At 72.1% G+C, this 14,153-nt stretch carries 4 protein-coding genes; 2 read left to right on the top strand and 2 right to left on the bottom strand.

Translation table 11 applies throughout. From position 1 onward, the window contains the following. Nucleotides 1–39: 39 nt before the first annotated feature. Nucleotides 40–1,368: an RICIN domain-containing protein gene (locus OHA55_RS29835; RefSeq protein WP_266712156.1), complete on the top strand. Its 1,329-nt coding sequence runs from the start codon at nucleotides 40–42 to the stop codon at nucleotides 1,366–1,368. A gap of 308 nt (nucleotides 1,369–1,676) precedes the next feature. Here the strand turns inward: OHA55_RS29835 and OHA55_RS29830 are convergent, their stop codons facing one another. Together OHA55_RS29830 and OHA55_RS29825 are read right to left on the bottom strand one after the other, a co-directional pair. Then, nucleotides 1,677–4,373 (bottom strand): right-handed parallel beta-helix repeat-containing protein, encoded by a 2,697-nt coding sequence (locus OHA55_RS29830; RefSeq protein WP_266712154.1) that lies wholly within the window; start codon nucleotides 4,371–4,373, stop codon nucleotides 1,677–1,679. After that, on the bottom strand, nucleotides 4,370–13,024 hold the full coding sequence (locus OHA55_RS29825; protein WP_266712152.1) for a hypothetical protein: 8,655 nt from the start codon (nucleotides 13,022–13,024) through the stop codon (nucleotides 4,370–4,372). The genes OHA55_RS29830 and OHA55_RS29825 overlap by 4 nt, the downstream gene beginning before the upstream one ends. A gap of 162 nt (nucleotides 13,025–13,186) precedes the next feature. On the opposite strand from OHA55_RS29825, the gene OHA55_RS29820 reads away from it, so the two are divergent. Further along, complete coding sequence (locus OHA55_RS29820; RefSeq protein ID WP_266712150.1) at nucleotides 13,187–14,149, top strand: serine/arginine repetitive matrix protein 2; 963 nt, start codon at nucleotides 13,187–13,189, stop codon at nucleotides 14,147–14,149. Nucleotides 14,150–14,153: the final 4 nt, after the last annotated feature.

Below are 14,153 nucleotides of genomic sequence, written 5' to 3'. Positions count from 1 at the left end.
ATGGAACCCGCCCCACAGCCGCTTCGCCAGGAGGACGTCTTGACCACCGCACCGCACGCCGCCGGGTCCTCTCAGGGTTCCGAGGACGAGACAGCCGCTGCCGCCGCCCCGGACGGGACCGCGGAGCAGACCACCTCGACGGCGGGGCCGTCTGCCTCCGCGGTCCCCACCCTCGGCGTCGACCCGGATGCTGAGCCGGCCGACCGATCCGCCGGTGGTACAAGTCCGGAGGCTGAGCCGGAAGGGCGCGGGACGACGGCCGCGGCGGCAGCCGCGGTCACGGAGCCGAGAGCAGAGCCGGCCCCCGGTTCCGCGAGCGGCCCCCCCGAGCCCGAGGCCGCCGCCGAGCCGGACACCGTGACGCCCTCCTCGTCCGCCACCGCCGCACAAGCCGAGAGCGCTTCCGCGGCCACGGGGGCCGAAGGCGGGTCGGCCCCCGTCACGGCCGAGGGCACGTCCGACTCGGTCGCCGCACGGGCGGGGCAGCCCGGCCGGCCGCCGCGCACCATCCTCGCCGCCGCCGCGATAGCGGGCGCGCTGCTGGTGTCCGTCCCCTTCCTGATCAACGCGCGGAACGACAACAACGACGGAATCAGGACGGCCGGTTCCAGCGACGCCGCCGCGGACACCGTCCTGACGGATGCCGCCGGGGACACCCCGGGCGCCTTCGATTCGGCCGCGCCCGTGGCGGGCAAGCGCAAGTCGGGCTCCCCCGAGGCGAACGCGCCGCGCGGCAAGCAGCCGGACCCTGGGAAGTCCGACGCGTCCGGAGGCTCGTCCGGCTCAGGCGGCAGCGCATCGACGAAGGGCGACTCCGGCTCGGGCGGGACCTCCTCGAACAGCGACGGCAAGACGAAGGGCGGTACCTCGTCGAGCTCGTCCAAGACCTCGTCCGATTCGTCCTCGTCGGCCTCCGGCGGTGGCGGAACGTCGAAGTCCACCACCGTCACCACCACGCCGGCCAAGACGACCACGCCGGTCGCGGCGGGCGTGACGGTCTACAGCCATGCCAGCGGCCGGTGCATCGACATCGTGGGCGACGCCGGCAAGGACGGCGCCCCTTTGGAGATCCATGACTGCAACGGGAAGAACTGGCAGAAGTGGGACTTCCGGTCCGACGGGACCGTGCGTTCCATGGGACTGTGCATGGACATCGCGTGGGCGTCGACGGACGACGGCGCCCAGATCCAGCTGGCCAAGTGCAACGGTGGCTGGGCCCAGAAGTTCAAAGTCAACACGTCGTACGACCTCGTCAACACGCAGATCGGCAAGTGCGTCGACGTCAAGGACACCGCGACCGCCAACGGCACCCGGCTACAGCTGTGGACCTGCAACGGCCATCAGAACCAGAAGTGGAGCAAGCGCTGACGGCGTGAGGATCAGGCGGGTCCTGGACACGACCGGCGGCGACCAGGACCACGCACGCGTCAGTACGGCCCCGAACCGGACCGCCGGACCGCTCGAAGACCCACCCCGGTTCTCCGCGATCCCCGAAATCGCGCAGAGGGTCAGTCAAATCCGTCCGACACACCATGGAGAGCTGCACCTACGACGAAGCCGGCGACCCGGGGCGACTACGTCCTCCCACCGGGCGCAGCCACACCCGCCCACCCCTTCGGGTCGCGCCCCGGCCCGAACGTCGGTGCGGCGTAGCCCACTTCGCCCGCGCCTCGCGCTCAGGAGGCCGGGGGGACCGGCGGGACCAGTTCCGGCATGTCCTGTTCGTCGAGGACCACCAGCTGGGCCTCGACCGGGGAGGTCAGCTCGGTGATCCGCATGGCCTGCCGCTCGGTCATGGCCTGGAAGACCTGCCGGGCGGTGCGGCCGTTGCCGAAGCGGGCGTCGCGCGGCACGGCGTCGAAGTACCGGCCGAGCGCTCCGCGGACACCGTCGCTCAGCTCGTAACGGTGGCGCTGCGCGTGGTGCTCGACGATGCGGACCAGCTCGGTGGAGCTGTAGTCGGCGAAGACCAGGCTGCGGGTGAAGCGGGAGGCGAGCCCCGGGTTGGAGGAGACGAAGCGCTCCATGTCGCCGGGGTAGCCGGCGGCGATGACGACGACCTCGTCGCGGTGGTCCTCCATCAGCTTGACCAGGGTGGCCACCGCCTCCAGGCCGAAGTCGTTGGAGACCCCGGCCGGGACCAGCGCGTACGCCTCGTCGATGAAGAGGACGCCGCCGCGGGCCCGGTTGAAGGACTCGGTGGTCTTCGGGCCGGTGTGACCCACGTACTCGCCGACCAGGGCGCTGCGGTCGACCTCCACCAGGTGCCCGCGCTCCAGCAGGCCGAGGGCCTTCAGCAGCCTGCCGTAGAGGCGGGCCACGGTGGTCTTGCCGGTGCCGGGGTTCCCCGCGAAGACCAGGTGGCGGCTGAGCGGCGGCGCGGGGAGCCCGGCCTGCTGGCGCAGCCGTACGGTCTGCATCAGCTTGACCATGCCGCCGACGTTCTGTTTGACCCCGTCGAGCCCGACCAGTTCGTCCAGTTCGGCGAGCAACTCCTCCAGGGTCTCCGGCTCCGGTTCGGGCTCGCCGAGTTCGGAGAGGTCGGACAGGGAGGCGAAGCCACCCCCGGCCGCTGCGGTGCCCCCCGGGGCGGTACGGGCGCCGCCCGCGGGACCCGTACCCCCCGCGGCCCCGTCCGGGGCGGCGGGCTTCCTGGGCGGGGCGCCGGGCGCGGGTCCGGCGGCGGTGACTCCCGGCAGGAGCGGGTTCTTGACCCGGATCGAGACGCAGTCCTCGAAGACGGGGGCGGCCTCGTCGGCCAGGGCGACGTCCTGGCCGCAGTCGAGGACCCGGCAGCCGGTGAACCGGGGGTCGGCGTTGGCTCCGACGTGCAGGGCCGGGAAGGTGCCGCCGGTCAGGTCGCAGTACTCGAACGCACCGCCCGCGCCGGGCCCGAACAGGATGCCGTTCTTCGCGGCCCGGTCGATCCGCAGGCCGCTCACCGCGGGCTCGGCGCCGGTCGAGACGACCATCCCGCTGCCGCCGGGGGCCTCGATGGTGCATCCCTCCATGGACAGCCGGGCCCCGGCGCCGAGAACCACACCGGCGCTGCCGGTCGATCCGATCCGTACGCCCTCCAGGGTGGTACGGGCGCGCGGTCCGAGTTCCACGCCCGCCTTGCTCGGGCCGCTCACGGTGGTGCCCCGTACCGATGCCTCGGCGGTGGAGCGCAACCGCAGCCCGGTCTCGCCCCGCTCGATGCGGCCGCCGGTAAGCGTGAGGCGGGCCCGGCCGTCGGTGTGCACCCCGGCCACGGCCACGTCCGAGAGCGTGGTGTCCGCCAGTTCGGCGTGGGCTTCGTCGGTGACGGTCAGCCCGTGCTCCCCGCTGACGTCGATCCGGCAGCCGCTCAGGGAGGTCCTGGCCAGCTCGGAGACGCGTACGGCGGCCGCTCCGCTGCGCCCGATCAGGGTGTCCACGGCCAGGGCCACGGCCTCGCCGGTCACCAGGATGCCGTGGCCGGCCGAGTCCAGGAGCCAGCAGCCGTGGACCGTGAGCTGGGCCGCGCCCCCCACGGCCAGCGCGTCGGTCCCGGCCCCGGAGAGGCGGCAGTCGGCCAGGCCCACGGTGGCCGAGCCGCCGGCCTGGACGGCGGCCCTGGCGGGACCGCTGATCCGGCAGTCTTCCAGGAGGCCCTCGGCCTCGTCCTCGATGAGCAGGCCGTGGCGGCCGGGGCCGCTGAGGCGGGTGTCGCGCAGCAGTACCCGGGAGGAGCCGCGGGCGCGCAGCGAAGAGCCTGCGGTACCGCTGACGCGCAGCCGCTCGGCGAGCAGCACGGCACTCCCGCCGAGGGCCACTCCGAGCCCGTCGACGGTGTCGATGGCGGTGTCCACCAGCCGGGCGCGGGCGTCGCCTTCGAGGTGGACGGCGGCGTGCCGGGCGTCGTGCAGCCTGCTGCCGCGCACCAGCAGCACCCCGCCGTCGACCGGGTCGCGCAGCGCCCGGGCCAGGGTGTCGGCGAAGGTGAGGGCGGAGTTCGCGGCGGCCCCGGTGCCGTCCCGGGAGCCGAGCACGTCGATCCGGCCCCTGCCCAGGTCGCACTCGTCGAGGGTCAGCCCGGCCGCGTCGGCGACCCGGACGGCGGGCTCGGCGGGATCGCTGCCGCGCAGTTCGAGCCCGTACACCTCGCAACCGGGGGCGGTGACGTCGAGCACGGGCCCGCCGGGGGAGCGCAGGTGGACGGTCCCGGAGCCGTACTCCGGCTCCAGCAGCACCCGCCGCTCCAGGCACAGGGACTCGTTGTAGACGCCGGGGGCGATGGTGATCACGGCCCCGGCGGGCGCGGCGGCGAGGGCCGAGGCGATGGTGCGGTGACCGCCCCACCCCTTGGCCGCCACGCGCAGCGGTGGGATACCGGCGGTGGTGGTCGTCATGGGGTGCCTGCTCCCTGCGGAAGGTTGTCGGTGTTGGGGTGACCGCCCTGCGTGCCGCCGGCGCCGATGTCCGTGTACCAGCTCGGCTGGAACCAGTCGCGGACGGCACTGTTCAGGAAGAAGGCGGAGAAGGACTTGTCGATGAGCTTGCCGAGGGCCGGCGCCACGTAGATGTCGACCATGCCGGCGCGGTGGTACCAGCGGCCCGCCAGGTTGAGGTGGATCATGCTGCGGGCCGCGCCGACGGTGAGCCCGCCGAGGGTGCCGCCGACCGCGCTCATCAGACCGGCGATGGCGGCGTCCGCCTTGGACAGGTGGATCAGCTCGCCGCTCGCGGTCTTCACCCCGAAGACCGAGGCGGAGGCGGCTCCGGAGGCGAATCCGCCGAGGACGCCGGTGGCGATGCCGACGCCGAAGTCGTAGGTGCCGCCGCGCCAGCGGGTGACCTTGTCGTGGCCCGCCCATTCGCCGCCCCAGTCGTCGTCGCTGGGGTGGCGCTGGTAGGCGTAGCCGTAGTCGACGTGGCCCCAGCCGTTCTTCCACGGGGTGCCGCGGCCGGCCGCGTGGTGCAGACCGGAGACGAAGCTCTTGACGACGGAGCCCATCATGGCGCCGAAGGCGGCCTTGGCGAGGTCGGTCGCGGTGAACTTGGCCCCGGTGACGAGGGCGGCGATGCCGAGGACGGTGAGGCTGAGGGCGAAGTCGACGATGAACTCGTGTCCCGCGTCGAGGGCGATCTGCTGCATCGCCTTGGTGAGGTAGGGCCGGTAGACGGACTCGCCGCCGACGCTGGCGCCGAACTCCCAGCGGTTGGCGTCCTTCCACATGCGGTTGTAGCCGCGGTACTGGTTGGCCCAGTCGATGAAGTTGGTCTCCCGGCCGACCAGTTTCAGTTGGCCGAAGGCGTTGGTCTCGTAGATCCATCCGGAGATGGACCGTTCGGCGAGGAGGTTGGTGCCGCCCGGCCCGTACAGGCGCCAGTGCTTCTGCCAGCTCTCGCTCTCCAGGAAGTTCCCGGTGAGCAGTTCCTTCTTCTGGCGGACGACCGTGCCGCCGTCGAACTCCTTCCACGCGTGGGCGTTGAAGGTGTCGCCCGGGTTCGCGACGTACTCGCGGACGCGGAAGGGGGCGTCGCCGAAGGTGTTCTGGAAGGCGCCGGCGCTGGGTCTGGCGGGGATCTCCTGGATCTTCATGTTGCCGAGGCTGGTGACGTGTTCGGACCAGCGGGCGCCCTCCGCCCAGCCGGGGAGGGCGTTGCCCCGCGCGTCGAACCAGTGGCGGACCTGGTCGCCGGCGCCGGTGCCGAAGACCCGGATGTTGCCGTGTGCGTCGATCTTGTTCCAGTGCCAGACCTCGTTGCCGGCGGCGTCGCGGCTGACGCGCCAGGAGTCGACGGTGGTGCCGTCGGCGAGGAGGCGGTGGTCGCGGATCATGCGTCCGTCGGCGCCGAAGTCCTGGTACGACTCGCGGTCCCAGCCGTAGCGGTTGATGTCGCGGCCGTGGGCGGTGAGGCGGACGCCGCTGATGTGGGGGTTGTTGGCGTCGACCCAGGTCATGGTGGAGGTGGCGGGGCCGTGGGCGGTGATCCGCAGGTCGGGGCTGCCCTGGACGCCGGGCCAGGTGTCGGAGCGGGCCACGACGAAGCCGTGGTGGTCGTAGCGCGTCCAGTCGCCCTGGTTCATGTGGAAGTTCTGCCGGAAGGTGGCGCCGCCGTCGCCCGCCGCACCGCCGGCGCGGACCGCCGGGGCCGGCCGGTACTCGATCACCGTGCCGTCGTCCAGGCCGGTGCGCGCGATCCGCCACTGCTTGGCGGCATTGGGGCTGAACCAGTCGCCGTCGCCCAGGTTGGTGGTGAACCGGTCGTGCCAGATGACCTGGTTGACGTGGACGCCGGTCCCGGGCGGGGCCTGGAAGTCGGCGTGGTTGAAGGTGCGGTGCCCCTGCAACGTGCCCACCCCCTCCGACCAGGGCAGGTACTGGGCGGGAATGTTCACCGGAGCGCCCGTGGGATCGTCGGGCACCTTGACGTTGCCGACGGTCAGGTCGTTGCCGTGGAACAGCTTGCGGGTCTCGCGCACGAGTTGCCCGGTGCTGGAGATGTCGGTGATGGCGGCGTTCTGGGTGAGCAGCCGGATGCCGTGGGCACCGACGGCCCCGCCGGGCGTGGGCCGGACCCGCCATTCGTTGAGCTGCGGCAGGTTGTCGGCCTTCAGCCAGGGGAACGGGCTCAGGTCCGTCGTGCGGTACTCGCTGCTGATGAGGTGGCGGAACCAGTTCGGCGGGCGCTGCTCGGCCACCCTGCGGACCTCCAGGAGGCCGCCGTTGTTCTCCAGCTGCCTGAGGCTGTCGATCTCCTTGCCCGGTGCGGAGAGCGACACCGAGGTGGACTTGGGCACCCCGTCGGCGCCCATCTCCCGTTGGAACAGCCTGCGTACGTCGTGGGGGTCGGTCTGGAAGCGGCCGAACTTCTCGTGGACGACGAGGCTCTGGCCGGTGAGCGGGTGATCCATCGTGTCGGTGAAGCCGCGGCCCAGGCCCGGCCCGTAGGCGCGGGCGCCCTGGGCGATCATCTTGAAGTCGGCGTCGAAGCGGAACCAGGTGCCGTTGCCCGTGCTCTGGTGGAACACGTTGCGGTCGAGGGTGCCCAGGACGTGTCCGCCGTCGGGGAGTTGCTGGAAGTGCAGGACCCGGTCGACCCCGCTGGTGCCGGTGGAGTCCCACCAGCTGCGGCCGCTCTCGCCCCAGTGCCGGTCGCCGTTGCGCACGAGCGCGCCCTGGGGGTCGATCTCGTGCCATTCGCCGCGCTGGTTGCCCAACGAGAAGGTGGAGACCTCGGCGCCGGCGCTGGACTGGAAGGAGTGGAGGGTGTTCCCGCCGGGCAGCGGCCGCGACTCGAAGACGGTGACTCCGGAGTGGGTGGTGAGGTGGACACGGCCCTGCGGAATGCCCTTGGTGGTGATCAGCCCGTTGTGGAACCACTTGCCGCCCACCCCGGGGAGCGGAACGCCCGCGCCGTCGGTACGGATCAGCTTCCAGGTGCCGGCCGGGCTCCCGCCCGCGCCGCCGGTGGCCACGTGGTGGAGCTCCAGGTGGTTGTTGGCCTTGATCCGCCCCTTGGTGACGATGTTGATCCGCTGGAGGGTGAGCGTGCCGTCGGCGGCGTACTCCGTGAACTCGCCCAGCCGGAGGTTGCCCGGCGGGTCGACGCGCCAGCCGCCGACCGGCGTGGGGGCGATGGTGTGGCCCGGCACGACGGTGAGGTGGCCGTCGAGGACCCGCGGACCGCCCGGGGTGATGTCGACGAACCGGGACAGGCTCGCGTCGGAGAGCTTCACGGCGTCGCCGAGTGGGACGACGGTGAAGGCGGTGCCGGCCGTCGGGGTGACGGTGAGGGCGTTGGGGGCGCCGCCCGCGACCGGGACGGCCCGGAAGTCCAGGCGGCCGCCCGCGTCGTACAGGGAGAACTCGCCGGTCGCTTGCTCGACCCGGAACCCGCCGCCCGGCCGGACGGTGACCACGGCCCCGTCGACCACGTTCTGGTGCTGGTCCAGCAGGCGGATTCCGCCCGCGCCGTACACCCGTACGGTCTCCGGCAGGTGGGTGCCGGCCGCGTCGACGAGGCGTACGAGGCTGAAGCGGAAGGCCCCGTCGGTGGCGTCGTGGAAGCGGATCGTCCCGGCGCCGGTGACCTGGAGGCTGCCGTCCGGGCGGACGGTGACGGTGTCCGGCAGGTCGGCGCCCGTGCCGTCCTTGACCTGCGGGTGCGGGCCCGCGCCGCCGGGCGCCGCGGGGTGGAAGACGTACTGTCCGGTGCCGCCCGCGGTGCCCGGGGCCCGGAGCTCGACGGCGGTGTGGGTGTGGGCGCCCCGGGGGTCGACCACCAGATGCGTGCTGCCCTGGTCGAGGCGGAAGCCGCCGCCCGCCGTGCCCGGCTGCGGGGTGGCCCGCAGGCCGGGGGCTGCGCCGAGGTCGGCGCGTACGACGGTGACGGTCCCGGCCGCGTCGGTCCGGACGAAGTGGCCGTCGAGTGCCGTGCCGCCGCTGACGGGGACGTCGGTGCGGAGGTGGGCGCCGGTCGCGGGGTCGAACACGTTCACGGTGCCGTGGCCGTCGGTGAGGCGGAACTCGCCGCCGGTCCGCTGGACGGTGACGGTGGTGTCGACGGCCCCGTTGCCGGCCCGCGGGTGCCCGACGGGCACGTTCGGGGTGGCGACCGGAGTAAAGACGTACTGGCCGGCCCCCGGCCCCTGGAGGGTGACGGTGTCGTGGGTGTGTGCACCGGTGGGGCTGACGGTGATGTGCTGGTTGTTGTGGGTGATGCGGAACTCTCCGCCCACCTGTGGGTGGACCTGGGCGCCGGGGACGGGTGTGCCGTCGCCCCGCGTCAGCAGGGAGCCGCCCGGGTTGGCCGGGTCGGCCCGCAGGAAGGTGCCGCCGGGCGGGGCGACGGTCAGCCCGCCCACGGCGAGGGCCTGGTGCGCGTAGGCGCCGTTGGGGGTGTGGACGGAGAACTGGTTGCCGCCCAGGGCCACGTGGTAGGTGCCGTCCACCCACGCCACCGGGGCGCCGGGGGTGCCGCTCCGGTCGTGCAGCCGCGCGAGGGGCGTGTGGGGGGTGCCGGGAGGGCTGAACACGAACTGGCCGCCGGCCGGGACGCCCGGGCCCCGGAGGGAGACCGCGCTGTGGGTGTGCGCACCGGCCGGGCTGACGACGAGGTGCTGTCCGTTCTGGTCGATCCGGAAGCCGAGCGAGCCGTTGACCCCCTGCGGGTGCACGGTGGCCCCGGCGACGCCCGTACCGTCCGCGTGGACGAGCGAGGGCAGCCCGCCGGCGCTGTCCGGGAGGCGGACGAAGGCCGGGCCCGCTCCCCCGGCCAGGGTGACGGCCGGGACCGGCAGGGCGTGGTGCGTGAAGGTGCCGTCGGCCCGGTGGACGCTGAGGTGCGGGACGGCAGCGGCGCCGGGGGCCGGTGTGGGCCTTACGTGGAACACGCCGCCTCCGTGGGCGGGGACGGTGACCGTGCCGAGCGGGGTCACTCCGTCGGCGCCCGTGAGCTGGAGGGGCGGTACGGCCCCGCCGCCGGGCGGGGTGTGCGGGGTGAGCACGTGCAAGGGGGTGGGGGCGCCGTGGGCGTCGACCAGGGTGAGACCGGTGTGGGTCTGCAGGCCGGTGGTGGGGTCGTAGAGGTGGAAGCCGTGGGCGGAGGGGATGTTGAGGGAGGTCGGGCTGATCAGGATGGGCCGCCCGCCGGTGGCCCGCACGGCGCCGGTGCTGTCCAGGTGGCGGACGGTGGGGACTCCGGCGGCGAGGTCGACGGTGATGACGCCGCCGCCCAGGGCGCCGTCGTTGAGCGGGAAGACCCGCTCGTCGGCGACGAGCCGGTTGCCGGTCAGGTCGGCGGTGAACTCCCAGCGGCGGATCTCGGCGCCCGCGGTGACGGTCTGCTCGACGCGGACGATGTCGACACCGCCGGGGCCGCTCCCGGCGAGGTGCTGGACGGTGACTGGCACACCCCCGGCCACCGGATGGGCGTGCGTGATCTGGCCGGTGGCATCGGTCCGGATGGTGACGTTGGTGCCCGTCAGGCCCGGTAGCGGCACCACGTGCACGACGGGGGTGGGCAGCGGCACCGTGCTGCCGGCGCCCCCGAGGCCCCCGCCTCCGACGCCCCCGACCCCCGAGGAGCCGGCGACGGTGTCCGGCCGGAAGGTCTCCATCTCGATGTCCTCGCCGGTGACGCGGGCGGGGGTGATGGTCCGGCTGTCCAGCAGCTGGTGGTCGTTGGCGGCGCTCAGCTCGAAGTCGAGGCGCTGGATCGTCCCGTCCAGCTGGGTGTGCTCGACGCGCAGCACGTCCTGGCCGTTCACGGGAACGTGGGTGGCGGTCACCGACCCCGGTGTGCCGGCCGGGGTCGTCACGTGGACGTCCACCAGCTGCCCGGCCGTGCCGGGGGTGACCTGGACCTGGACACCGGCGGGCATCTGGGGGAGGTGGGTGAAGGTGTGATGGAAGTCGTAGGTGATGTGCGGGGCCATGAAGACGGTGAGGGGCTCGCGGTTCATCGCCGCGATCAGGCCGGCGAAGAACTGGCTGCTCGGCGGGGTCAGTGCCGAGTTGTTGAGCAGGGGGGCGGTGTTCGGCGTGGTGATCGGCGAGCCGTTGCCGGGCAGTACGGTCGGGATGTCCGCGAGCCTGCCGTTGATGCCCGGGGCGGAGAGGACGCCGGGAGCCAGGTGCGCGGTGGGCGGCGGTACGGAGAGCACCAGGTCGTTCTGGCCGAGCCCTGGCAGCTGAACGGCTCCGGTGTGGCTGGTGGGCAGGTCCGTGTCGATCGGGCCGGTGTGCGCGTCCGGGGTGTCCACGTGTCCCGTGGCCAGGTTCACGTTCGGCAGGTCGGTGTGGCCCAGGACCGTGCCGGTGTCGGGCAGGTCGATCTGGCCGAGCTGGGTGTCGACGTGCGGGGCGGCGTCGCCGAGGGCGGGGCTCAGGTTCGGGGAGGCGAAGCCGCCGCCCAGCGCGGTGTTGATCTGCGTCGCGGAGAAGTGGGGTGCGCTCAGGCCGAGCGACGCCACGTTCACGCTGCCGAGCTGGACCTGCCCCAGGGGGCCACCCGTGCTGCCCACCGACGGAAGGTCCACGATCTGCGCGTGGACCGTCGGCATGTCGGTGCGGATGAGGCCGAGGTGGCCCGCACCGGCCGTGCCCAGGGAGGGCACGTTGATGTGTCCGAGCGCGGGCAGCGAGGGGGCGTTCACGGTGACCTGGCCGAGCCCGGCGAGGTTGCCGTCGACGGACGGGGTGCCCAGCGTCATCGACGGCACGGGGGAAGGGGAGAAGCCGAGTTGGGGGATGTTGACCTGGCCGAGGGCGGGCGTGGTCTGCGGGAGGCTTTCGAGGCTCGGGAGGCCCGCGAGGTTGCCGTTGACGGACGGGGTGTCGAGCGTCATCGACGGCATGTGGGTCGGCGAGAAGCCGAGTTGGGGCAGGCTGACCTGGCCGAGGGCGGGCATCGTCTGCGGGAGGTTCTCGAGGCTGGGGAGGCCCGCGAGGCCGCCGGGCAGGTCGATCCGGGTGACGGCGCCGAGGGTGGGCAGCGCCTGGTCGCCGGTCATCCCGAGGGAGGGCAGATCTGCGAGACGGGCATCGATGGAGGGCAGGTTGATCTGGCCGAGGTTGGCGAAGCCGCCCTGTTCGCCGAGGTGGATCGAGAGATCGGTCGGCATCGACAGCGAGATGCCGGGGGGCGGTGCGGCGAACCGGCCGGGCGGTACCGGGCCGCCGGGGGCAAAGAGCCCGCCGGGGCCGCCGATGTTGCCGAAGGTGCCGGGAGCGAAGTGGAAGTCACCGGCCTTGACCAGGCTCATGCCGGCGCCGTTGCCGGCGTCGAAGAAGTTGGAGACGCCCGCTCCGACCCCGGAGGCCTTGCTGCCCGCGCCGATGAAGGAACCGTTGACGAACGCCCCGTACCTGTACATGCCGAAGACGCCGCGGTCGATGAAGCCGATCTTGAAGGCCAGGAAGAGGCCCTGGCCCATCTCGTCGGCGGCCACCGGCAGGAAGAGCCGTAGTCCCTTGACACCGGAGAGGCCGTTGGCGATCGCTCCGGCGCCCATTTTGATGCCGTTCAAGCCGACGATCACGCTGTGCAGCCCGAAGAAGCCCTTGGCGCCGATGGTGTTGATGACCCCGAGCTGCACGCCGAGCGGGAAGAACTGGAAACCCTTACCGGAGCCGCCGCCCAGGAGGGTGACGCCCTCCAGCCCCTTGATCTTGTTGAACTTGATCGCGTCGCCCAGACCGCCCTTGAGCCAGGAGCTCGTGGCACTGAACGTGTCGTCGATGCCGAGGCCCAGCCGCCCGAAGAGACCGAAGGAGTTCGGGCCGCCCAGGACCAGGTTCTTGGTGCCCTTGATGCCCTGTGCGCCGAAACCCTTGATGGACTTCCACGCCTGGCCCACGTTCAGGCCCTTGGTGGTCGGGGCGAGCACTCCCACGATCGACAGCAGCAGTTCGGTCAGGCTGGCGTCACCGCGGGAGAAGTCGATCGCCGTCTTGATCATGATGGCAAGGTTCAGGCCGAATGCCAGCAGGGCGATCGGGCCGCCGACGAGGATCGCGGGAATGATCAGGATGATCGCGATCCAGGTCAGGGCCTTCCACAGGTCCTCGCACTCGTCCACCGGCGAGGAGATCGACTCCGCGGCTGTCGCGATCGCGGTGGCCGCGGTGTCGGCCGCGGTCTCCATGGTGTCCCCGGCCGACTTCGCCGTCGCCTTGTGGGCTTCGCGGCCTTCGGTGTCGTCCTCCGGCAGGGCCGCCGCCGCGGTCAGCGCGTCGTCGGCGACCCGCTGTTGGGCGCGCATCACTCCGACGTAGGTGAGCAGGGCGGTGCGGACGTCTTCGTGGGCGGTCTTGAAGGTGGTGACGAAGCCCCGGATCCGGCCGTCGATCTTGCCGCGCAGCGCGTCGGCGGTCTTGCCCTTGAAGGCCTCGGACGCCTTGTTGGAGACCTCCGCCAGCCCGCTGTCGATGGTCCGTGCCAGCTCGATCAGCGTGTACTGCGAGACGATGACCCGGTCGAGCTCGTCGGGATCACCCGGAGTCGGGTCCTCGGACAGTCCCAGCGCACTCCAGTCAGTGGGACGGGCCATGCCCGGCCACCCCCTCCTTCGTCCGGCGTCGTGTCCTCATCCCGACCACGCACGGGCCACCCGTCAGGTTCAAGGTTGCCGCCGTCCAATCCGCGGCCCGGTTGAACCGAAGTGGGGTCCGGAGCGTGGTCGAAGCAAGGTACGAGCAGGAAGGAGGTGGCCGTGGCCGACATCACCTCGGACTTCGCCATCGACTACGGGTTGCTCCACGAGGTCCAGTCGAAGCTCCGTGATCTGGCGTCCCAGGCGGGAGCGGGCGCCGGCGAGGGCGCCTACCAGAGCCTGGGCGACGCGAAATCCAGTGAGCGCCGCAGGATCCTCGGGAACGCGAATCTCTCGGCGGAGTTCAACTACTTCTACTCCTTCTCGAAGAGACGCCAGGGAAAGGCCAAAGACGGCCTGAACGAACTGGCCGAACTCTTCAAGAGCGTCTCCGACGTGTTCTTCGACGCCGACTCCCAGATCAGTGGCAGCGCCGGAGTCATGGGCAAGTCGATCGGGCTGGAGGACTGGAAGAACAAGAAGGAGGCCTACGACGACTGGGTGCAGGACAAGAAGGAGTGGGACGACTTCCTGAAGAGCATCGGTGCCTCCGACTACTTCGAGAAGAACCCGGACGCGAGCATCCGCATGGTCTGCAACGCCGACGACGCACCCGGCTGGTGCCAGGCGTGGCGCGATGCGGACGACCCGCCGCTGAAGCCCGGCGACGCGCCGCCCAAGCCGCCGGACACTCCGCCGACCCATTACCACTCCGAGACGACGACCGGTTCCGTCGACGTCGATCTGGTCCTCGACAAGGACAACAACGTCATCACGGAGACGTCCACCGTCAAGACCAACGGGCAGACGTTCACCACGTCCACCACCTACGAGCAGGGCGCGCCGAAGATGGTCGACCCGCCCGGCGACGGCAAGCCGTACGACACCCGCGACTACACGGTGACCACCACCGGCGGCGACGGCAAGACCAGCACCTCGACGGTGGTGATCAACGACGACGGCTCCGGGACGATGAAGGTCGTCCAGGACGACGAGACCACCCAGTACACCCGCTCGGGCCCCACCGCCGAGTGGGAGGAGGTCGTCGAGGAGGAGGACGACTACTCGTACACCTACGCCTGACGCG

Origin of the sequence: Streptomyces sp. NBC_00102 (assembly GCF_026343115.1) — a bacterium.
Classification (GTDB): Bacteria; Actinomycetota; Actinomycetes; order Streptomycetales; family Streptomycetaceae; genus Streptomyces.
This window is presented reverse-complemented; position numbering and strand designations above follow the sequence as displayed.

What these genes read in the sequence shown, in the direction of transcription:
- OHA55_RS29825 (WP_266712152.1), bottom strand. Translation starts at nt 13,024, where the DNA reads ATGGCCCGTCCCACTGACTGGAGTGCGCTGGGACTGTCCGAGGACCCG.
- OHA55_RS29830 (WP_266712154.1), bottom strand. Translation starts at nt 4,373, where the DNA reads ATGACGACCACCACCGCCGGTATCCCACCGCTGCGCGTGGCGGCCAAG.